The sequence below is a fragment of the Streptomyces qinglanensis genome (assembly GCF_900111245.1).
Lineage (GTDB): Bacteria > Actinomycetota > Actinomycetes > Streptomycetales > Streptomycetaceae > Streptomyces > Streptomyces qinglanensis.
On record NZ_FOGO01000002.1, the window covers coordinates 616,160 to 638,455 of the forward strand.

10 protein-coding genes and 1 pseudogene are annotated in these 22,296 nt (G+C 74.9%); 5 read left to right on the forward strand and 6 right to left on the reverse strand.

Translation table 11 applies throughout. The features are described from left to right. Positions 1–475 precede the first annotated feature (475 nt). The 3 genes from trmB to BMX65_RS07020 form a co-directional block, all read right to left on the reverse strand. Positions 476–1,210: a tRNA (guanosine(46)-N7)-methyltransferase TrmB gene (gene trmB / locus BMX65_RS07010; protein WP_107437415.1), complete on the reverse strand. Its 735-nt coding sequence runs from the start codon at positions 1,208–1,210 to the stop codon at positions 476–478. Positions 1,211–1,661: 451 nt separating this feature from the next. Beyond that, a complete protein-coding gene (gene lhgO, locus BMX65_RS07015; protein ID WP_074999228.1) occupies positions 1,662–2,909 on the reverse strand; it encodes an L-2-hydroxyglutarate oxidase in 1,248 nt (415 codons plus the stop codon). 68 nt (positions 2,910–2,977) lie between these two features. Continuing rightward, the gene (locus tag BMX65_RS07020; protein WP_074999229.1) at positions 2,978–4,540 is read right to left on the reverse strand and encodes an NsdA family TPR-like regulatory protein; all 1,563 of its coding nucleotides are present in this window, start codon (positions 4,538–4,540) and stop codon (positions 2,978–2,980) included. Between the two features lie 1,338 nt (positions 4,541–5,878). Between BMX65_RS07020 and BMX65_RS07025 the strand changes: the two genes are divergently transcribed. Next, positions 5,879–8,209: an asparagine synthase-related protein gene (locus BMX65_RS07025; protein WP_074999230.1), complete on the forward strand. Its 2,331-nt coding sequence runs from the start codon at positions 5,879–5,881 to the stop codon at positions 8,207–8,209. Between the two features lie 394 nt (positions 8,210–8,603). Further along, positions 8,604–12,548, forward strand: a complete 3,945-nt coding sequence (locus BMX65_RS31965) for a BTAD domain-containing putative transcriptional regulator (RefSeq protein ID WP_074999231.1) — start codon at positions 8,604–8,606, stop codon at positions 12,546–12,548. A gap of 926 nt (positions 12,549–13,474) precedes the next feature. Here BMX65_RS31965 and BMX65_RS34250 read toward each other — a convergent pair. Together BMX65_RS34250 and BMX65_RS07040 are read right to left on the reverse strand one after the other, a co-directional pair. After that, positions 13,475–14,218: pseudogene (locus tag BMX65_RS34250) on the reverse strand (RNA polymerase sigma factor); the annotation flags it as partial. A 349-nt stretch (positions 14,219–14,567) separates the two neighbouring features. Further along, a complete protein-coding gene (locus BMX65_RS07040) occupies positions 14,568–15,407 on the reverse strand; it encodes a TetR/AcrR family transcriptional regulator (RefSeq protein WP_074999233.1) in 840 nt (279 codons plus the stop codon). A 410-nt stretch (positions 15,408–15,817) separates the two neighbouring features. On the opposite strand from BMX65_RS07040, the gene BMX65_RS07045 reads away from it, so the two are divergent. Beyond that, on the forward strand, positions 15,818–17,275 hold the full coding sequence (locus tag BMX65_RS07045) for an NAD(P)/FAD-dependent oxidoreductase (RefSeq protein WP_074999314.1): 1,458 nt from the start codon (positions 15,818–15,820) through the stop codon (positions 17,273–17,275). A gap of 138 nt (positions 17,276–17,413) precedes the next feature. After that, positions 17,414–19,558: an ATP-binding SpoIIE family protein phosphatase gene (locus tag BMX65_RS07050; protein ID WP_074999234.1), complete on the forward strand. Its 2,145-nt coding sequence runs from the start codon at positions 17,414–17,416 to the stop codon at positions 19,556–19,558. A gap of 215 nt (positions 19,559–19,773) precedes the next feature. On the opposite strand, the gene BMX65_RS07055 is transcribed toward BMX65_RS07050, so the two are convergent. Continuing rightward, complete coding sequence (locus BMX65_RS07055; protein ID WP_239501764.1) at positions 19,774–21,120, reverse strand: MFS transporter; 1,347 nt, start codon at positions 21,118–21,120, stop codon at positions 19,774–19,776. A 127-nt stretch (positions 21,121–21,247) separates the two neighbouring features. Between BMX65_RS07055 and BMX65_RS07060 the strand changes: the two genes are divergently transcribed. Then, positions 21,248–21,784: a MarR family winged helix-turn-helix transcriptional regulator gene (locus BMX65_RS07060; RefSeq protein ID WP_074999236.1), complete on the forward strand. Its 537-nt coding sequence runs from the start codon at positions 21,248–21,250 to the stop codon at positions 21,782–21,784. Positions 21,785–22,296: the final 512 nt, after the last annotated feature.

Sequence of the window (22,296 nt, forward strand, 5' to 3'; positions counted from 1 at the left end):
CGGGGCCCCGATGAAGGGGGGCTCGGCGAAGGGCGCCCCGTTGGGCGGCGCTTCGGCGGCCGGTCCCGGGGCGGCCGGTGCCGGAGGTGGTGACGGGGGCAGGGACGGGCGCAGGGCGCGGGTCGGTGAATCCGCGACATCCTGCGCTCCGGAAGCACCGCCTTCGGGCTCCGTCACTGCCTCCGGTATGCGCTCCTCGGCCCACCCCTCGGCCCCGGAGACGTCCCCGGACCAGTCCGGGCCCGGAGAGCCCTGCGGCGCGGCCGGCCGGGCGGGCGGAATGGGCGCGGGGCCGCCGGGCGGCCCGGGCGTCATCGGGTTCGACGGGGCGCTGGGAGCGCCGGTTGCCTCGTCATGCACCCATCGACAGTAACCAGTGTGGGTGACACGCGCTGCGGCACCGCCGCAACCGCCGCCCCGGGACGGTCGTCGGTCGGCCACCGACGTCGACGGACCGAGCAGCCCCGGAGCGGGCTCAGCGGCGCCGGAAGAGCAGGTCCCGCACCTTGTGGCCCTTGTCCAGGCCCTGCCCTTCGAAGCGGGTCAGCGGCCGGTTCCCGGGGCGGGGCGCGAACCCCCCGTCGGGTTGGGTGTTCTCGTACGCGGGGTGGGCGCTGAGCACGTCGAGCATCTGCTCCGCGTAGTTCTCCCAGTCGGTCGCGCAGTGCACGAGGGCACCCGGCCGCAGCGGGCGGGCCGCCAGGTCCAGGAACTCCGGCTGGAGCAGACGCCGCTTGTGGTGGCGGGCCTTGGGCCACGGGTCCGGGAAGTAGAGCCGCAGCCCGGAGAGCGAGTCGGGCGGCAGCATCTCCCGGAGCAGGATGATGGCGTCCCCGTTGCCCACCCGTACGTTCGTGAGGCCCTGCTCGTCGGCGAGGCGCAGCAGGTTGCCCTGGCCGGGGGTGTGCACGTCCACGGCGAGGACACCGGTGGCCGGGTCGGCAGCCGCCATCCGGGCCGTGGCCTCGCCCATCCCGAAGCCGATCTCCAGTACGACCGGCAGTTCGGGGTCGTCGAAGAGCGCGCCGAGGTCGAGCTGCCGCAGCCCGTCCACGTCGAAGCCCCAGTGCGGCCACAGCCGCTCCAGCGCCAGCCGCTGCCCCTTGGTCACCCGGCTGCGGCGGGGCTGGAAGCTGCGGATGCGGCGCTCGTGGTGCGACCCGGCGGGGTCGGGCGCGGGGCCGGCACCGGGCGGGAACATCCGCGCCATCGTCCGTGGAGCCTGCTCGTCGCCGCGGTCGGTTCCGCCGCCGCCCTGTCCCTGTCCGGAGCCGGGAGCGGGTTCGCCGCCCTGCCCCTGCTCGCCGCCGGGACCGGGGCGGTCGTTGGTGCCGGGCTCCCCGTCGGGACCGGACGCAGCACCGGACGCAGCACCGAACGCGGAACCGGACACGGAGTCGGACGCGGCGCCCGACGCGGACCCGGCGCCGGGCACCGAGCCGTCGGACCCGAAGTCGCCGGACCCGAAGTCGCCGGAATCGAAGTCGCCGGAATCGGAGCCGCCGGGCACGCAGCCGTCGGGCACGGAACCGCCGGCCTGCGGCCCCGGCGTGTGCGCGGGCACGTCGTGGACGGGTTCGTCACTCTGGGAGAAGTTGTTGCTTTCGGACACGATGGTCTCGATTTTACGGGGCGCGGGACGACAGCGGCGAAGCGTCCCTTCAGCGCTCGGCCAGCGCCCCGGCCACTCGCCGGGCGATCTCCCGTCCGATGGGCAGCGAGGCGGTCGCCGCCGGGGAGGGCGCATTGAGGACGTGGACGGTGTGCGGGCCTTCCGCGAAGAGGAAATCGTCGACGAGTGTGCCGTCCCGCAGCACGGCCTGGGCGCGTACCCCGGCCGGTGCCGGGCGCAGGTCGGCGGCCTCGACCTCGGGCAGCAGGCGTCGTACCGCGGCGGTGAAGGCCGGGCGGGAGAGCGAGCGGTGCACTTCTCCGGCCCCGTAGCGCCAGTGGCGGCGCGCCACGTGCCAGGCGCCGGGATGGGTCAGGAGCCCGGCCAGTTCGGTGGGGCGTACGGTGCGCCACGCGTATCCCTCGCGGGCCAGCGCCGGAACGGCGTTCGGCCCCAGGTGCACGCCGCCGTGCACGCCGCGGGTCAGGTGCACGCCCAGGAAGGGGAACGCCGGGTCGGGCACCGGGTAGACGAGCCCGCGGACCAGGTGTTCCCGCTCGGGGGCGAGCTCCGCGTACTCGCCGCGGAAGGGGAGGATGCGGGCCTGCGGGCTGTCCCCGGCGAGGCGGGCCATGGCGTCGCAGTGCAGCCCGGCGCAGTTGACGAGGGCACGCGCCCGCACCACCGCACCGTCCGCCGTGCGGACGGCGACCCCGCGGCCCGGCCGGCGGTCGATCATCTCGACCTCACCGGCGGCGCCGTACCGGACCTCGGCGCCGGTGTCCTGTGCCGAGCGGGCGAGCTGGTCGGCGACGGCGACGAAGTCGGCCACCCCCGTCGTCCCGACGTGGATCGCCGCCAGGCCCCTGACGTGTGGTTCGTGCTCCGCGATCTGGGCCGGTCCCAGCTCCCGCACCGGGATGCCGTGCTGTCTGCCGCGCTGGATGAGGGCGTGCAGCCGGGGCAGTTCCTGCTGCTCGGTGGCGACGATCAGCTTGCCGGTCACCTGGTGCGGAATGTCGTGCTCTGCGCAGAATTTCACCATCTCCGCCGCGCCCTGGAGCGCGAACCGCGCCTTGAGGGAGCCGGGCGGGTAGTAGATCCCGCTGTGGATCACGCCGCTGTTCCGCCCGGTCTGGTGCCGGGCCGGTCCGGGCTCCTTCTCCAGGACGACGACCCGGGTGCCGGGCGACCGACGGGTGAGCGCGTAGGCGGTGGACAGGCCGACGATGCCCGCACCGATCACCAGTACGTCGCAGTCGAGTCTTCCGGACGTCGAGGACACGCCCCCCATCATGAACTGCCTCCGCTTCGCCGCCTCAGGTGCCTCCCCGCCTCACATGCCGCTCATCGTACGGAGCCTCCTCACGCCGGAGCCACCAGCAGGGGCCGGGCCCGCTCCCGCAGCTCGGCGACCCGGGGCTCGTCCCCGTAGGGCTCCAGGCGGTGCAGCAGATCGCGTACGTACTCCGTGGTGCGCGCCGAGGAGATCCGTCCCGCGACCTCCACGGCCCGGACCCCGGCGGCGCAGGCCGCGTCCAGGTTGCCCGACTCCAGCTCGGCGACGGCGGAGACCACCAGCCGCAGCCCGTGCGAGCGGACGAACTCCTCCTTCGGCTGGGAGAGCGCCTTCTCCGTGAAGCGGCGCACCTGCCGGGGCGCCTTCAGGTCGCGATAGCACTCGGCGGCGTCGGCCGCGAGCCGGTCGTAGGAGTAGAAGTCGAGCCAGCAGGGGTCGGGGTCGCCCTCCCGGGAGCGCTCCAGCCAGCTCTCGGCCGCCGACAGTGCTCCCGCACACGCCTGGGCCTCGTTCGCCTTGGCGTGCGCGCGCGCCTCGACGAGCTGGAAGAAGCTCATCGTCCGGGCCGTCGCCAGCCCCCGGTTGCGCTCCAGCGCGGCCTGCGCGAGGTCGACGCCCTCGTCGGCGAAGCCCCGGTAGGTCGCCTGGAGCGACATGGAGGCGAGCACATAGCCGCCCAGCGGAACGTCGGCGGCGGCGCGGGCCAGCCGCAGCGCCTGGATGTAGTAGCGCTGCGCGGCCTCCTGCTGCCCGGTGTCGAACGCCATCCACCCGGCGAGCCGGGTCAGTTCGGCCGTCGCGCCGAAGAGCGAGCGGCCCACCTCGTCCGTGTAGGCACCCAGCAGCAGTGGAGCGGCGTCCACCCGCAGGCACTCCGGCACCATCGACGAACGCCAGTCCCCGCCGCCGTACTTCGAGTCCCAGCGGCGCGCCTCGTCCGCGGCCTCGCGCAGCTTGGCGACGTCGGTGTGGCCGACCCGCAGCGGGGTGCCGACCTCGTCCGCGTCCCCGCCGCCCTCGCGGCTCTCCTGCCCGTCGAGCGCGTCCTGTCCGCTCTGTCCGCCCTGGCCGTCCCGGGTTCCGCCGTCGGAGGGGGCCTCGGAGTCGGCCTCGGCGCCGTCGTTCGACGGGTGCGTCCCCTCCAGGAGTTCGAGATGGCGCGCCACCGAGCTGTCCGCCGGGGTTATGAGCCAACGCGACGCCGGAGTGGCATAGGCGCTCACGGCGAACGAGCCCGCCAGGGACTGCCAGATGCTGCCACCGCCGCGCCGCCCCGCCAGATCGAGGCGGTAGAGGTCGGTCGCCGACTTGACGGCGGCCCCGACGTCGCGGGGGAAGGCCAGCCCGACCTCGGGGGTCGGATCGGCGTCCGCGAGTCCGATCTCGTGCAGCGGCACCGGACGCCCGAGCTTGCTGCCGATGGCAGCGGCGATCAGGTGGGGCGCCGCTCCTTGCGGCACCATCCCCTTCGACACCCAGCGGGCCACCGACGTCTTGTCGTACCGAAGCGTGAGGCCGCGTTGGGCCCCCAGGTCGTTGACCCGTCGGGCGAGTCCGGCGTTGCTGATCCCTGCGAGGGCGAGGACGGTGCCGAGCTTCTCATTCGGCCCGCGTGACTCCCTGGACATGCGCACCCCTGACCACACCGACGACCGCCCCGCGGCTGAGGCGCGGGGCCCCTCCCGCGACTGCGCGGATGCGCGGCGCGGAAAGCATTGGGAACACAGCGTAGTTCGACGGATCCCGACCGTTAAGAGGCGTCCTGCCGGATGGCGAGATATGTGTCCGTACGCGTGTACGTGCAGGGGTCACGTGCCATCCCGATACTGCCCCGCGCGGAGCGGCTGGAATCATGCGCGTCGTGCGGGAAACGGCCGTCTTGCGGGACACCGGATGCTGTGCTCCTGGCGTGTGGCCGTGCGCCCATGCATGCGCCTGCCCGGCACGGAAGGGGAGGGGTTCGATAGGAGCCGCGTGGGTCGGCCCGCTGCACAAGGAATCAGTGGGCTGGGGGACACCGCCGTCTCATTCCCCGCGGGCGGCGGTCCGGGCCGGGAGGCGCGCGACGCGCTTCCCGGCCCGGCAACGGGACGGCTCCGGGGCGGGGTTCGGGAACCGGGAGCCGGCCGGGCCGCACGCGCGGAGCAGCTACGCGGCAGTACCGGACGGCGCCCCCGCGATCCTGTGCCGCGGCCCCTTCGCACCCGCCCGGACGTGGGCTTTCCGCCGAGGTGTGCGTGCTGCCCGAAAGGTGCCGCGGCGTGCTGTGCGGTGCGCCGCGCCCGATCGGCCCCCGGCTGCGGGGTGCCGCGGGCGCCCGTCCGCCGGTGCCGCGCGACGCTCCGGCGCACCCGCCGGGTGCCGGGTGCCGGCGAGGCCCGATGCCGACCGTTGTGCGGGGGGCCGGTCCCCTCACGGTCGCCGTCCGGGTACGCGGTCGGCCGGGGCCACCGGTGATCGTGTGCCCCCTCTTTCGCTTCTGTGCTCCGCGTGTGCGACGGGTCCGTGCGCCCTGCGCGCACGTCCTGTGCGGATCGCGTGGGGCTATCGGGCTCGCCCCTGCTGTCTTCGGTACGCCGTCCGTTCGGGGTTGCCCGGTGGAGTGTCGGGAAAGGTTCCGCCGGACTGCCGTAGCCGTTCATATTTGGCCGAATGACATCGGTCGCGTGTGCGGTGCCGGGCGGGCACGCCGGAGGTATATGCCGCCCGCCGCCCGGAGGTCCCCGGCGGCCCGAGGATGCTGCGCGGCGCGGAGCCGCGGCCGGCTGCGCCGAGGTCTGCGCCCCTCGTACGCCGCTCGCGCGCCGCTCTCATGGCACCATGGCCGCAACGGCAGCGGCTGCCCCGGCCGCAACGGCAGCGGTTTCTCCGGCGCAAGGCATCCGTGCGCCGGGTGCTCCGCGCGGTGGGCCGAGGACGCCCGCGCGGCGGGGCACACGGCGGAGTGACGCGAAAGCAGGGCGGCGATGCGTTGGTTGGTGGGGTGGAGCAGTGCCGCGGCAACTCCCGACGGCCGCCGCGGTTCCCCCCGCACCGCCAACGGCCGCACCGCCAACGGCCGCGCCGCGTACGGCTCCTCCGGCGGCCCCGGCCCGTACGGTCCCGGCGGCCCCGGCGCGTACGGCTCCGCCGGATCCGACCCGCACACCGCGCACGTACCCGACGGACAGGACGGTGGCCTTCGGCCCATCGGCGCCCATGTGCTCTGGGGCGGCCCCGATCCGCTGTGGGCCGTCGGCGACTGGCGGCCCGACGAGATCCGCGTCGTCGAGGCCGAGCCGGGCAACCGGCTCGCGGTACTGGGCTGCTGCGGCGCCGGAGACGACGAACTGCGGCTCGGGCTGATCGCCGCGCGCGGTGGAGCGTTTCGCCACCTGACCGCGTGGCCGGGCAGCTACACCGCCGTCGCCTCGGTGGGCCGCAGGATCACGGTGGCCGCCGACCTCGCGGGTGCCCGGCCCGTCTTCCACGCGCCCTGGGCCGGAGGGACCGCCTACGCGACGGCCGCCCTCCCGCTCGCCGACCTGATCGAGGCCGAACTGGACTTCGGCCACCTCGCCGTCCAACTGGCCTGCCCGGAAGCGCCCGAGGCACTCGGCGACGGCACCCCCTTCCGCGGCGTGCGCAGGGTCCCGCCGGGACACGCGCTGATCGTCCGGGACGGCGGCAGCCGCGAGGTCGCCGGCTACGAGACCTCCGGCTCGCTGGTCGTCGGCGCCCCGCCCGTCGATCCGGAGACGGCGGTCGCAGGCGTGCGGGACGCGCTCGTGGACGCCGTACGCGCCCGGCTCACCGCACCCCGCCACGCCGCCGAACACGACACCGACGTGCGCGACCCGGGCCCGGTGCCCGGCATGGGCCCCGCCGACCGGCAGCGGGCACGCGGCGGCCCGGCACCCGGAGTCGGCGCCGACCTGTCCGGAGGGCCCGCCTCCGGCACCCTGGCCCTGCTCGCCGCCGGACTGCCCGGCACGCCGGGGACCGTCCTGGGCTCGGGCGCGGCCGGAGCGGGAGAGCGGCTGCTGGCCGTCACCTTCAACGACCTCACCCTGGCGCACCGCAGCGACGACCCGCGGGACACCGCAGGCGCCGACAGCCATCTCGCCGAACTGGAGCGGGCGCACAGCATCGCGGAGAACCCCCGGCTGCGGCACGTCGTGGTGACCGGCGGCCAGGAGGCACTGCCCTACGCGGACCTGGCCGGCGGCCCCCTCACCGACGAGCCGGGTCCCTCGCTGGTGACCGCGGAACGCCACCGCGGCCGGCTCTCCGCGGGCAGTTCGGACCACTTCCTCGGCTCCGGCGCCCGCCAGGTCGTCGACGCGCACCCGGCGCGGCTGGCCGACCTGCTGCTGGACCGGCGCCGCCGCCATCTGGTGCGGCCCGTCGCCGCGCTGGCCCGTGCCGAGGGGCAGAGCAGCGGGCAGGCCGCGGGCCGCTCCCTGCTGGTGCCCGTCACCATCTACCGCGCCGCACGCAGGCTGGCCCGCACCTCCTACCGCGACGGGGTGACGGAGGCGGCGGCGCTGCTGCGCGACAGCGCGTTCACCGCTGCCGCCTTCGCGCCGTACCCCGAGGGCGGCGAGAGCGCCGTGGACGCCTCCGTCGCCGCACTCACCTGGTGCCGCCCCGGACCGGCAGCGCGCTGGCTCACCGGTGAGGCCCTGGCGGAGGTCTCGCTACGCCTGGAGGGCGCAGCGCAGGCCCGCCCGTCCGTCGAACGGCCCGGCGAACGACGGGCCCGGGCCGCGCTCACCCGTGCCGCCGCCGACCACCGCGTCCTCGAGCAGGCAGTGGAGATCCGCGGACAGCGACTGCACGCCCCCTTTTTCGACAACCAAGTTGTCCGCGCGGCGCGGGAACTGCCCGAAGCGCTCCGCGTGCGCCCGGAGGCACGCGGTTCCATACTGCGGGCCGCACTCGCCGGTGCGGGAGTGCACGAACTCCCGCCCGGCTGGGGCGCCCCCACCCACGCCACGCACCACGCCGCCCTGCGCGCGGGGGTGCGGCTGGCCGCCGAGCACCTGCTGGAGCTCTTCCGGGCACCGCTGCTGGCCGAGGCCGGACTGGTGGAGGCCCGGGTCGTACGCCAGGCCGTCCAGCGGGTCGCGCGGGGCGAGCAGTTGCCTGTGGAAGGCATCGCGGACCTGGTCTCCATGGAGCTGTGGCTGGGCCGACTGCTGGCCCGGCGCGGCACCTGCTGGACCGGATCGGCCGCACCCCGCCACCGCGCCGCCGCGGCCGGCGTCCATCCGGACGGCCGCTACGAGCGGATCCTTCCGCCCACCGGTGGGTGACCCCCCTGCGCACCGCGGGGTGACCCTTCCTGACCACGGGCCGGGTGCCCCCCTCCCCCCCCACTGCGAGCCGATCCCCTCCTGTCCACCGACGGGTGACTCCTCGCGCCCACCGCGGGTGACTTCTCGCGCCCACCGCGGGTGACTTCTCGCGCCCACCGCGGGGTTGACGCGCCGCCCGGCGACTGCGGGGGTGCCGTCGTCCGGCACCTGTCGTGTGCGGCAGGCTCCCGGCCGCAGCGGCTCTCGGCCCGGATCCCGGCCGCAGCGGCTCCGGCCGGCGCACGATCCGGTGCGGCGCACCGCACGTCGGTACCGGACGGTCCGCCGGAAGGACGGGGCTCCGCGCGGAAAATACCTCCGGCGGTTCGGCCCCGACAGGGACAATGGGGCCGTGCGGTATCTGATCCTGGGGGCGAGCGAAGTGCGTGACGAGGCCGGACGGCCTCTTCCGCTGGGCGGGCAGCGGTTGCGTGCGCTGCTCGCCGCTCTCGCACTGCGCGCCCACAACCGCGCCCCCGCCTCCCAGGAGACGCTGATCGACGAGGTGTGGGCGGACGTGTCCCCCGAGGCGCGGCCGGAGAACGCTCCAGCGGCGCTGCAGGCACTGGTCAGCAGGCTGCGCCGGGCCCTCGGCAAGGACGCCGTCGAGACGCTGCCGGGCGGCTACCGGATCCGGATCGACCCGGAGCGGGACGACGTGGACCTGGTGCGGTTCGAGGAGTTGGTGGCCGACGGGGAGCGCGCCCTGGCAGCGGGCGAGCCCGACCGGGCCGCCGCCGTGCTCCGTGAGGGGCTCGCGCTGTGGCGGGGGCCCGCCGTGGCGGACCTGCCCGACAGGACGTCGGCCGCCGCCCGTGCCGAAGCGCTCCGGCACACCGCGCTGTTGCACCGCCTCACGGCCGACCTCGCCCTGGGTCGTGCCGAGCGGATACTTCCCGAGCTGCGCGAACTCGTCCCCGAACGCCCGCTCGACGAGCCCTTGCAGACGCTCTATCTGCGTGCGCTGCACGAGAGCGGCCGCACGGCCGAGGCGCTGGCCGCCTACGCCTCCGTACGCCGGGACTTGGCTGCCCGACTCGGTGCCGACCCGGGCTCCGAGCTGCGCGCGCTGCACACCGAACTGCTCTCCGCCGGTGCCGAGGAGGAACCGCCCGGACCGGATGCCCGGCGCCCCTCGGGCCCTTGGCGCCCGGGTCGGCGGCCGGGTCCGGGGGTTGTCCTCGCGGAGCCCCGGAACGCACCGTACGGCGCCGCGGCAGCACCGGGCCGTGGCGCGCGCGGACGCCCCGCGCGACAGCCGTCAGCGGGCCCGCAGACCGGCCTGGCCGCCGCCCGGGGCTCGGCCCGGGTTCCGGCTCCGACCCCGGCCCCGGACAGGGTTCCGGCTCCCGGTGCGGCTCCGCCCGGCAACCTCCGGTCCCGGCTCACCAGTTTCGTCGGACGCGAGGCCGACATCGCGGCGATCCGCTCCGACCTCGGCGCAGCCCGCCTCGTCACCCTGATCGGACCCGGCGGTGCGGGCAAGACACGGCTGGCCGAACGGGTCGCCGCGACCGCGGCCGCCGCCGATCCGGCGCCGTATCCGGACGGCACCTGGCTGGTGGAGCTCGCCCCGCTCGACCACCCCGCGGCGGTCCCGGGCGCCGTGCTCAGCGCCCTCGGCCGCCGGGTGACCTCGCTCTCCAGCGCCGCGACCGAGAGCGCCCGACCGCTGGCCGGTGAGGGGGACCCGACAGCCCTGCTGATCGAGCATCTGGAGCAGCGCCGCCTGCTGCTCGTGCTCGACAACTGCGAGCACGTCGTCCACGCCGCCGCCGGCCTCGCCGAGACGCTGCTGGCCCACTGCCCGGGGCTGACCGTGCTGAGCACCAGCCGCGAACGCCTGGACGTGCAGGGCGAGACGGTACGTCCGGTCGAGCCGCTGCCGCCGGCGTCCGCGCACCGGCTGTTCGCCGACCGGGCCGCCGCGGCCAGCCCCGGATTCCGGCCCGGCGCGGACCCCGACGCGGTTGCCGAGATCTGCCGGCGCCTCGACGGGCTGCCGCTGGCGATCGAACTCGCCGCCGCCCGGCTGCGGTCGCTCACCCCGCGTCAGACCGCCGACCGACTCGACGACCGCTTCCGGCTGCTGACCAGCGGGAGCCGCACCGTACTGCCGCGGCAGCAGACCCTCCGCGCGGTCGTCGACTGGTCCTGGGATCTGCTGGACGACCGCGAGCGGGCCGTCGTACGCCGCCTGTCCGTCTTCGCGGGCGGCTGCACCCTCTCCGCCGCCGAACACGTCTGCGCGCGCAGCGTGCCGACGGTCGCGGACAGCGCATCAGGAGCGACGGCAGCGGTGCCGACGGCCGGAGGCGGCGCATCCGGCCGCGCGGACACTGCACCGGCGACCGGTGACGGGCCGCCCGGCGCCGCGTACGGGCCACTCGGCGCCGCGGCGTACGGGCCGCCCGAGACCGCGGACCGGCCTTCCGGGGCGGTGGGCCGGCCCCCCGGCGTCCCGGCGGACTGCGCCAGGGCCGGGGCTGACTCGGGCCACGCGGAGGGACCGGTGTCCGCCCCGGAGGGACCGGCGTCCGCCCCGGAGGGACCGGCGTCCGCCTCGGACGGGCTCACGTCCGCCTCGGACGGGCTCACGTCCGCCCCGGAGGGACTCGCGTCCGCCCCGGACGGACCGCCGGAGGGCACCGGCCGGGCCGCTGACCCGGACATCCGTCCGGACGAGGTGCTCGACCTGCTCTCCGCCCTGGTGGACAAGTCCCTCCTCGTCGCCGACCAGCCGCCGGATCCGTGCGGCACCGGCATGCGCTACCGCATGCTGGAGACCATCCACGACTACGCCCGCGAGCGGGCGGCCGACCATCCGGCCGAGCGCCGCGCGGCCGAGGCGCGGCACACGGCCCAGCTCCTCCGCTTCGCCCGCGCGGCCGAACCGCGCCTGCGCTCCGCCGAGCAGCTCTCCTGGCTGCCCAGGGTCGAGGCCGATCTGGACAACATCCGTGCTGCGCTGCGCCGTTCGCTGACCCACGGGGACCGGGACACGGCCGTCGCGTTCGTCCGCGCCGCAGGCTGGTTCTGGTGGCTGCGCAACTACCGGGACGAGGGTGCGCACTGGGTCGAGTCCGTTCTGGCGCTGCTCCCCGCCACCGCAGCCGAGCGGGACCCGGAGGAGGAACTGCTCTTCCGGGAGCTGCAACTGCTGGACTGCTTCCTGCTGGCCGAGCACCATGCCCAGACGCTGCTCACCGACCCCTACCATCGGGCCGTCGCCGGGGAACTGGTCGCCACCTTCAGAGAGCCCGGCCCCGCCGCCGCCCGCTTCCCCGGCATCTTCTGGCCCTTCGCCGGCTATCTCGTCGACGGCAGCAAGGCCGTGACCCCGCTGATGGACCTCGCGGTCGCCAACTGCCGCCGCCACAGCGAGCCGTGGGGGCTGGCCGTGGCCCTGCTCTTCCGTGCCCACGTGCGGATCGACCGCCCCGGCGGACTGTCTCTCACCCACGACGACCTGCCCGAGATCGGCTCCCTCGCCGCGAGCACCGGCGACCGCTGGCTGCTGGGCCAGTTGTGCGGACTGCGCGCGGAGACCGCCCTCCAGGAGGGGCGCTACGACGACGCCCGGGCGGACTTCGAGACCGCCCTGCGGTACGCGGAGCAGCTCGGCGCCCTCACCGAGGTGCCGCTGCTGCTCGCCCGCATCGCCGACGTGTGGTTCCGCCGCGGCGACACGGGGCAGGCCGACCGCCTCGCCCGGCGCGCTGTCGCGGAGGCCGAACGCCTGGGCATCAGGGACGCGCTGACGCTCGGTGTCTTCCTCCGCGCGGTCGCCGCCACCGAGGCCGGGGATCTCGTCTCGGCCCGGGCGCTCCACGGGCAGGCCGAGGAGCACGCCGCCGTCGGTTCGCCGCCCGCGATGTTCGACGTCATGCTCCGGGTTCTGGACGCCCGGATCACCGCCTCCGAAGGAGCCGGACCGCCCGTGGCGGCCGTCCGCAAGATCGCCACTGCGCTGCGGCTCGGCCTGGAGGTCGGCGTCCCGGAACACCTGGTGGGCCAAGCCCTGCTCACCGCGGGCTACATCCTGCACCTCGCGGGCCGGCACGCGGCGGCGGTCGAGTTCGCCGACGCGGCGCGCCGACGGCGCGGGGCGCTGCCCCCGAGCTTTCCCGAACTCCGTCTCGACCGCGCAGTCCGTGCCTACATCCCGGCCGGTGGTGCGGCCGGGCGCCGCCCGCCGCTGACCGGTGTCCGGGCCGTCGAGCGGTTGGACGAGCTGTGCGGCCAGTTCGGCGCCGACAGTTCGACGGAGACCGCGCCCCCCACCGTCGCGGGGTGACGTTTCACCACCAGCCGCACCGTGCGGTCCCCGCTGCCGGAGCTGAGCGTCACGGTGTCCCGGGTGATCTCGATGGCGTGGTGCCGGGGCGGTGCGGGCGGCGGTGCCGGGCGGGGCGGGGCGGTCCGCGGAGGCACCGGGTCGGGATCCGGGGGCGGTGTCCGGCGCGGCGGCTCCGACCGCTCGCCGGGCTCGGCCGCGGGCACCGGCGCCGGGCTCGTCGCGGGGCGCGGCTCCGCCGGATGCTTGCGGGGCGGTGCCGGATCGGACGCGGCAGGACCGGATCCCGGCGTGCCGGGCTGCGGCGCCGGGCCGGGCTTCGGGGGCGGCTCGCTCGGCTCACCGGGCCTGCCGGGTGCGGCGGTCGGAGCCGGGTGCCGAGCCTCCGGCTTCTCGGAGGGCTCGTCGGCGCCGCCGCTCAGCGCGTACGCGAGCACCGCACCGGCTGCCGCCACCACTCCCAGGCCGATGCCGGCCTTCGCCGGGGCGCCGAGCCCTTCGGAGGCCGCGCCGCCCGCGCCGCCCGCGCCGCCCGCGCCGGTGGCTCCGCTGCCGCCCGTTGCCGCGCTGCCGCCGGTCGCCGCCGCGCCGCTGCCCGCCGCCGCTCCGCCGGCCGCCGCACCGCCTGCCGCCGGTGCGCCGGTGCCGAGCAGCGCGCCGAACGCCTGCGCGCCGCCGGCCGTTCCCAACCAGCCGACCAGAGCAACGGGCACCAGCAGCCTGATGTGCTCGTTCAGGTCCCGGACCTCCGATGCCGCCTGCCGGCACGCCGGGCACTCCTCCAAGTGCCGGGCCAGTCCGCGCTCGGCCCGCATCCGCAGCCCCCCGCGCGCGTAGGCGCCCAGCCGGTCCGCGTACCGCGCGCACGCTCCGCCCTCGGTCGTCAGCGCCTGGCTCACATGGGCCTGGAGGTACGCCTGCTTGAGGTGTTCCCGCGCCCGGTGGGCCGCCGTCGCCGTGGCCCCGCGGGACTTGCCCAGCAGCGGTGCCACCTCCTGCGGCGGCACGCCCTCGACGGCGGTGTGCCACAGCAGCATCCGGTCGTACTCGGACAGACTCCGGAACGCCCGGACGATCAGCTTCTGCTCCGCCTCCCGCATCGCCCGCACCTCGGCACCGGGCGCCGACGTCTCGCCCTCTCCGCGAGCGGAGCCGGCGGCGGCCGCCTGGGCGAATGCCGCGAAGTCGTCCACCAGCCGCTCGCGCCGCCGGGTCCGCGCCCAGTCCGCCGCCACCCGCCGCACGGAGGCGAGGAGATAGGCGCGGACCGACGCCTCGGGTCCCTTGCCGCCGCGCACGGCCTGCAGTGTGCGCGCGAAGACCTCGCCCGTGAGGTCCTCCGCGGTGTCCGCGTCCCGGCAGCAGGTACGGGCGTAGCGGCGCACCGGCTCGGCATGCCGCCGGTACAACTCCTCGTACGCCCTGTCGTCGCCCTCCCGCATCCGGGCGAGCAACTCCACGTCGGAGACGCCGCGGCTGCCGAGCCCGCTCCGGATGCCGCGCTCGGTACCGCGTGGGGGACGGCCGGCATCACAGCGGTTCCCCTGGTCCTCCGCGCAGCCGGGGCGCCGCCGCTGCTCGGGCACCTGGCGCCCGGCGCCCTTCCCGGGCTTCCCCTGCGCGGGGTCCGGGCCGGGCATTCCGGGCCTCTGCTCCCTGTCACCACCCATAGCCGCGACTTTCGTACTCGCCCTGCGTGCCGACCATCGCGTCAGAGTGGCACAGCCCCGGCGGACCGGAACCCGACAAGCAGACCAACCACTCGTTCGGGGTGTTCCGCACGGTTCTGCGAATACCGAAGCGGGGCGTCAGCAGCCGGCCAGGCATCCACGGCCCGCGCGGCGGTCCATGGGCAGCGCGCCGCCGCCCGGCCTCCGCGGCAGGCACGGGGCCGGGCGGAACGCCGGGCGACCGGTGGTGACCTACGGGACGATGGGACCACGGGACGACCGACAGGACGACCGACGGGAAATGGGTACGCCGGGCGACAGGTTGCTCAGCGCCCCGATCGGGGCCCGGTCAGCGCCCGGTGTGGGAGCGCAACCCTTCCAGCAGGATGTCCAGCAGCCGGGTCGAGGCAGCGGCCTGCTGCGCCGCGTCCGGCAGCGAGGGCGCGGCGGTCGCGATCACCAGCAGCACATCGCCGACGGTCACGTCCGGCCGCAGCTCGCCCGCCGCCCGCGCCCGCTCGACCAACTGCCCGACGACCTGCAGCAGCTCGGCCGCCCCGGGGTCGTCGTCCAGCCCGTCGTACACCGCGCTCGACCCGCCCTCGGCGGTCGCCGCGGCGGCCGGCGCCCGCTCGACCAGCCGCAGCTCCGGCTGGCCGCCCTCGGTGCGGGCGGGTGCCTCGGCCGACTCGCCCGGCGCCGAGGTGCGCTGCTGAGGCACCCGCAGCGCGCTCTCGGCCCGGCTCTCGGCCCGGAGTATCCGAGGCGGCAACAGCCGCCCCGCTCCGGAGGCGACCGAGGTGCGCAGGAAGCGGGAGAGCGCCGACCAGGGTTCCTCCTCCTGGCCCAGCGCAGCCCGCGCCTGTTCGGTCAGCCGTGCTGTCTCTTCCTCGGCTATCCGCCTGACCAGCACGTCCTTGCTCGGGAAGCGGCGGTAGACCGTCCCGACCCCCACCCGTGCCCGGCGTGCGACGTCCTCCATCGGCGCGCCGTAGCCCAGCTCGCCGAAGACCTCGCGCGCCGCGCGCAGTACGTGCTCCAGATTCCGCTGTGCGTCCACCCGCAGCGGAGCGGTCCGCCGGGCGGCCGCGGTCGCGGTGGCGTGTGCGGTGGCCTGGCTCTCCGCAACGGTCGGGACAGCGGTCGGCGCCGCCCCCGCACGAGAGCCGTGAATACCCTGAATGCGCATCGTTGTTCCCCCGGTAAATCCATGTCTCCCCCCGGAGACCCCCGCGTCCGCGGGGCCGGGATACGGCGCACTGGTCCAGAGGCCGCACCCGCTGGGGTACGAACATAGTTGAGCCCACCCCGAGAGAGAAGAGGGCGTCCGGGCACGGCCCTCCGTCAGCCGGACCCCGGTATCGGCCGTACTGCGCCCCGAACCCCTGCCCGCCCTCCTCATACCTGCTGTGACCTGCGCGGACCGACCCCACTACGACATCGGCGGTACCGCGGGCGCCCGGCGCGCTCTGGTCACATGATTGACGTGTCCTGTGGACAAACGAGGGGCCGAGGGTGCGTCATGGTCAGGTGACGAAGGCCACGAAGGAACCTGCGGAACCCGCGCGCATCCTGGTCGTCGGCGGCGGCTACGTCGGCATGTACACGGCTCTGCGCCTCCAGCGCAGACTCAAGCAGCGCCTCAAGCTCGCCGCCGGCGCGGTCGGGGCTGCCGCGCCGGACGCACCGGACGCCCTGGGCACGCCGGGCGCGCCCGTCGCCTCGTCACTGGCGTCCGCGGCCGGGGTCACCCTCACGATCCTGGACCCCGACCCGTATATGACGTACCAGCCGTTCCTGCCCGAGGCCGCGGCCGGATCGATCTCCCCCCGGCACGTCGTCGTCCCCCTGCGCCGCGTACTGCCGGACTGCCAGGTCATCGTCGGCGAAGCGCACACCATCGACCACGCACGCCGCGTCGCGCACATCAGCACACTCGCCACGGCCGAGGCCGACGCCGCCCGCGCGGCCCGGGCCGCCCCGGGGGAGCAGCCCGAGCCGCGGACCCTCGAACTGCCCTACACCGAACTCGTGCTGGCACCCGGATCCGTCTCGCGCACGCTTCCGGTGCCCGGCCTGGCCGAGCACGGCATCGGGTTCAAGACCGTCGAGGAGGCCATCGGGCTCCGCAACCACGTGCTCGAACAGCTCGACATCGCCTCCTCCACCCGCGACCCCGCCCTCCGGGACGCGGCCCTCACCTTCGTCTTCGTCGGCGGCGGTTATGCGGGCGTCGAGGCGCTGGCCGAACTGGAGGACATGGCCCGCTACGCCTGCCGCTATTACCACAACATCTCCGCCCACGACCTGCGCTTCCTGCTGGTGGAGGCGAGCGACCGGATCCTGCCGGAGGTCGGAGCGGAGATGGGCGGGTACGCGCTGCGCGAGCTGCGTGCCCGCAACATCGACGTGCGCCTGGAGACCCGGCTGGACTCGTGCGAGAACCGGGTCGCCGTCCTCAGCGACGGCTCCCGCCACCCGGCCCGCACCCTGGTGTGGACGGCCGGCGTCAAACCGCACCCCCTGCTGGCCCGTACCGGCCTGCCGGTCACCGCGCGCGGCAAGCTCAAGTGCGCGGCCACCCTGCGCGTCGAGGGAACCGAGCACGCCTGGTCGGCCGGCGACGCGGCGGCCGTGCCGGACCTCACCGCGGACACGGAGCCGACGGACGGCGCGGAGCCCCCGCTGTGCGCCCCCAACGCGCAGCACGCCGTCCGGCAGGCCCGCAGCCTCGCCGACAACCTCGCGGCCGTGAGCGAAGGACGGGAACCCACCCCCTACCGGCACTCCTACGCGGGCTCCGTCGCCTCCCTCGGGCTGCACAAGGGCGTCGCCCACGTGTACGGACGGAAACTCAAGGGCTACCCTGCCTGGTTCATGCACCGCGCCTACCACCTGAGCCGGGTGCCGACCTTCAACCGGAAGGCACGGGTGCTGGCGGAATGGGTACTCTCCGGCCTGTTCAAGAGGGAGATCGTCTCCCTCGGCTCGCTGGAGCACCCCCGTGCCGAGTTCGAATCCGCGGCGGGCACCGTACGGCGCCCCGACGAGAACTGAGGGTTCCACCGGCACGGTGGGCCACACTGGGCATGTGACCATGGGTGGGCCCGCGCCTGCGAAGCGTGACCCCGAAGCGGTCCGGAGCGACCGAGCGAACACCGCGAACACCGCGAACCACACAAGGAATCGGACGACGTGAACTTCACGCGCTGGAGCGCCCGACTGCCCGGCACACAGCGGCGCACCGCAGCCGCCCAGGCCGCGATAAAGGCGCGAGCGCGGTCGGCCGGGACCTCCGAGAGCCGTACGGACGAGGGCAACGGGACCAGCGGCAGCAACGGCAGCGGCGCCGGGGAGGGTGAGGCGGAAGCCGGCGGCGGAGAACCGCCGACCGGTCCGGCTGCCGCTCCCGCGACCGCCCCGTCCGGCCGCCGCGCGGCACCCGAGCGCGCCGCGCGCGACCGGACGGCGCCCGACCGCGCGGCCCACCCGCACGACGACGTCTCCGACAGCCCCACCGTCCCCGCGGCCCGCAGCCGCCCGTCTGCCGAGGCCGGTGCGGGCTCCCCCGGCGGCCCCGGAGCGGAGACCGCACCGGATTCCGCGCCGAGCCCCGCATTCGTCCCAGGACAGGAAGCCGAGCCGGAGCACGAAGCCGAACCGGCAGAAGAAGCTCCTTCCGACCCCGGAACCGGAACCGGGGTCGGAACCGAAAACCGGACCGGGGCCGATGTCCGAACAGACGTCGGCACGGGCGCCGGAGCCGACCTCGGAGCGAGCGCCGGGACCGCGTCCGACGAGGCGGGACGGCAGCGCAGACGGGCCATCGACGCGCTCCCGGTCCGCGCCCTGCTCGGGGAGGTCCCGGCGCTGGCCGCCGTCGTGCACGGCCCCGAACACCGCATCGCGTTCGTCAACGACGCCTACAGCCGCGTCTTCGGACCCCGCCCCACCGGTGCGGCGGCCCGCGAGGCCCTGCCCGAACTGGTCGAACTCGGCCTGCTCCCGCTGATGGACCAGGTCCGGCGCAGCGGTCGGCCGCGTACGGTCAAATCCCGCCGCGTCCCGCCGCAGCACGGCGTGTCCGGCGGCAGACGGCGCCCCGGCTACTACACCTTCACCTGCACCCCGATCAGCACCTCGGGCGACAGCGGAGTGCTCATCTTCGCCGCGGACGTCACCGACCAGGTGGAGGCCGCGGAGCGGCTGCGTGCCAGCGAGCGCCGGCAGCGCGAGGCCGCTGTCACCCTCCAGCGCAGCCTGCTGCCCCAGGAGTTGGAACAGCCCGACGACCTGCGCGTCGCCGCCACCTACCAGCCCGGCGGAACGGACGCCGCCGTCGGCGGCGACTGGTACGACGTCATCACCCTCGGCGCCGGCCGCACCGCGCTCGTCATCGGCGACGTCATGGGCCGGGGAGTACGCGCCGCCGCCGTCATGGGACAGCTCCGCACTGCGGTCCGCGCCTACGCGCGGCTCGACCTGCCCCCGCACGAGATCCTGCAACTCCTCGACGGACTCGCCGCCGAGATCGACGCCTCCCAGATCGCCACCTGCGTCTACGCCGTCCACGACCCCAACGAGGGCTGCCTCAGCTACGCCTCCGCCGGACACGTGCCCATCCTGGTGCGAGACGCGGACGGCACCGTCCTGCGGGCCACCGAGCACACCGGCCCGCCGCTGGGCACCGGCGGCTGGCTGCACACCTCCGGCAGCCTGCCGCTGCCGGAGGGCGCCACCGCCGTCCTCTACACCGACGGCCTGATCGAACGCCGGGACGCCGACATCGACGAGGGCGTGGCCGCACTCGAACACGCCTTCGCAGGCGCCACCGGCTCGCCCGACATCGTCTGCGACCGGCTGCTGCGCGCCCTGGGCATCACCGAGGACCACGACGACGACGTGGCGCTCCTCGTCTTCCAGCACCCCGCACGGACCGGCCCCGACGCCGAGCTGTTCCACAACGCGGCGCTCGACCTGCTCGGCGGCACCGAAGCGGCCCCGCGCGCCCGCGCCTTCGCCTCCGGCGTCCTGGCCTCCTGGCGCTTCCCCACCGAACTCCGCGACCTGGGCGTCCTGGCCGCCAGCGAACTGGTGGCCAACTCCCTCCAGCACGGCACCCCGCCCATGCGGCTGCTGCTGCGCCGCACCGACCGCCGCCTGATCATCGAGGTCACCGACGGGGACGACCACCTCCCGCGCCGCTGCCGCGCCGAACCGGCCGACGAGGCCGGGCGCGGCATCTCGATCATCGCGACGATCGCCTCGGCGTGGGGGAGCCGCCGCACCCCGGGCGGCGGCAAGTCCGTGTGGTGCGAGTTCGCACTGCCCGGCACGTAGGCACCTACGGCGGGCCGGCGCCTACGTGCCGCGGACGGACGGGCGGGCCGGGAGCCCGGACCGGCTGAGGCCGGGCGTCCTGTCGGGGGCCGGGCGGCTCTCGCCGGACCCGCCCCTCACCCCCGCCCCCGTGGCGCATCGGGCGCGGGAAGCTGGGCCCGGGAAGCTGCCCGCCCGCTGCGCATCCGGCCGGGAACCGCCGGGCCTGCGGAACCTCAGCAGGCAGCCCCGACAGGCTGCTCCTCGACGACCGGGCGGGTCGACTCGCCGCGCGCCACGATGACCGATCCCGGCCGGTCCTCGCGGTCGGTGAGCCGCCGTCCCAGCACCAGCGCCAGTCCGGCGACGCCCAGGCAGCACAGCACCAGCACCACGATGTACGCCGACCAGGCACCCGCCGCGGCGAGCGCCCCGCCCACGGCGGGGCCCACGGCCAGCGCCAACTGCTTCACCAGCGCGAAAGCGGAGTTGTACTGGCCCACCAGGCGCGCCGGAGCCAGGTCCGCGACCAGCGGCGCCACCGTGGGCGACAGCATGGTCTCGCCGATCCCGAACAGCGCGTAGGTGCCGATGAGCAGCGCGGTAGCCACCGCCTGCGCCCCGTGCACAAGCCCGGAAGCCCCCGCGGCCAACCATGCGACCGTCCAGATCAGGCCCACCAGAGCCACGACCCGGCTGCGCCGCCGCCGCTCCACGAGCCGCAGCACCACGAACTGGGCCAGCACGATCATCGCCGTGTTGGCAGCCAGCGCGATTCCCAGCGTGGACGTCGAGATCCGGGTGACCTCCACCGCGTACGCCGACAGCCCCGACTCGAACTGCCCGTAGCACCCGAAGAAGATCACGAACCCCAGGACGCACAGCAGCACCATCGACCGGTCCCGCAGCAGCACACCCCAGCCGGAGCCTCGTGCACCGGCCGCGTCGGCGCCTTCCTCGGCCGCTGCGGCCGCCGGACGGCTCATCCGCACCGTCACCAGCACCGCGAGCAGCACCAGGAACATCGTCGCCTCGATGACGAACAGCAGAGTGAAGCTCGCCGGGTCGTGCTCGTCGACGAGCATCCCGCCCAGCAGCCCGCCGACCCCGAGCCCGAGGTTGTTGAGGAAGAACTGGGTGGCGAAGGCACGCGAGCGGGACCCCGGCGTCGAGCACCACACGATCATCGTCGCGAGTGCGGGCTGCAGCACGGCGATCCCGGCGCCCATCACGGCGGATGCGACCAGCACGGCAGCAGCACCGGTCGACAGGCCGAAGCCCAGCGCGCCCAGTGCGGCCGAAACGGCACCGACGACGACCATCACCATGGGGCCGCTCCGGTCGATGACACGCCCGGTGAAGGGCAGCACGAGCAGCGCGGCGGCGGCGAACGCGGCGAGCACCGCGCCCGCCGTGCCGTCACCGAGCTCGCGCACCCGCGCGACATAGACGAAGAGGAACGGCACCGTGAAGCCGTTTCCGAAAGCCGCCAGCGCGTTTCCGAGCTGGATCCGCCGCAGCGCGACGGCCGTCGCCGAGGACGCCGAGGACGCCGAGGACGCCGAGGACACAGCCGTGGTCAACACTCACCTACCTGAGTCGAAGGGGACAAGGAGTACAGCTACGAAGACTTCGAAGCTAAAGTTCGATGCTAAAGAATACACAGCGCAAGCGTTTAGAGCGAATGAGTTGCCGTGCGATACTGCGCACATGCCGGACCGACAACCGACGCTGGACGAGCAGATCGCCATCTACCAGCGGGAGTACCGCGAGCTCGACCCTCAGGTGGAGAAGGTCGTCAACGCTCTGAGCAGGCTGGATCGCAGAATGAGCGTGGCCTACGGCCGCCAGCTCGCGACGCTCGGCCTCAGCAGCCCGGAGTGGGAGGTCCTCAAGGAACTCGTCATGGCCGGCAATCCCTACCAGCTCTGGCCCGGCACCATCGCCAGACGGCTCGGCCTCACCCCGGCAGCGATGACACATCGCATCGACCGGATGCTCACCCAGGACCTGGTCACCCGGGAGCGTGACCCGGACAACCGGGTCCGCGTCATCATCGGCCTCACCGACACCGGCCGGGAGAAGTGGCTCGAGGTCATGCGCATGGCCTCGGTCTTCGAGGAGGAGCTCCTCCAGGACCTCGCCACGGAGGAGCGGGTGCAGCTCGGTGACCTCCTCACTCGCCTCCTGCGCCGCGTCGAACACGCCCAGCCCGACGCCGGCGGCCGACTCACCGACCTGGACTGACCGCCGCTGCGGTCGGGAGGACACTCCGACTGCCGGACTGCCGGACTGCCGGACTGCCGGACTGCCGGACTGCCGGACGCCCGGCGGGAGTTGGTCCGTCGCCGGTAGCGCTGCGGTCGGCACCTGACCTCGTTTGACACCGCCACGAGTGATCCGTAAGGTTCCTCGGGTTGTCAGCGGCCGGTCACGGCATCTGGTGACTCCTCCCGCCGTTCCGGCGGATCCTCTACTACTGAGCGCACTCCCTTTGCGGGGGTCTGTTCGTCGTGCCTTGGCATGGTGAATTGCTTTTGCGATTCGGCTCGATTTGGAGCCGGGCGGGGAAAGGCCCTAAAGTAGCGGTCAGCCGGAAGGCGCCCCGCCGACAGGGGAATCCGATTCGGGAGACGGCACGGAAACGGGCCGGAAAACGGATCTGATAGAGTCGGAGACACCGAAAGGGCAAACGTCCGGAGAAACCGGTACTGCATCGTCAGAACCGATTGGTTTCGAAGGAAGCGTCCGTTCCTTGA

Coding starts and splice junctions, on each gene's coding strand:
- trmB (WP_107437415.1), bottom strand. CDS start 1,210: ATGGCGCGGATGTTCCCGCCCGGTGCCGGCCCCGCGCCCGACCCCGCC.
- lhgO (WP_074999228.1), bottom strand. CDS start 2,909: ATGATGGGGGGCGTGTCCTCGACGTCCGGAAGACTCGACTGCGACGTA.
- BMX65_RS07020 (WP_074999229.1), bottom strand. CDS start 4,540: ATGTCCAGGGAGTCACGCGGGCCGAATGAGAAGCTCGGCACCGTCCTC.
- BMX65_RS07025 (WP_074999230.1), top strand. CDS start 5,879: ATGCGTTGGTTGGTGGGGTGGAGCAGTGCCGCGGCAACTCCCGACGGC.
- BMX65_RS07040 (WP_074999233.1), bottom strand. CDS start 15,407: ATGCGCATTCAGGGTATTCACGGCTCTCGTGCGGGGGCGGCGCCGACC.
- BMX65_RS07045 (WP_074999314.1), top strand. CDS start 15,818: ATGTACACGGCTCTGCGCCTCCAGCGCAGACTCAAGCAGCGCCTCAAG.
- BMX65_RS07060 (WP_074999236.1), top strand. CDS start 21,248: ATGCCGGACCGACAACCGACGCTGGACGAGCAGATCGCCATCTACCAG.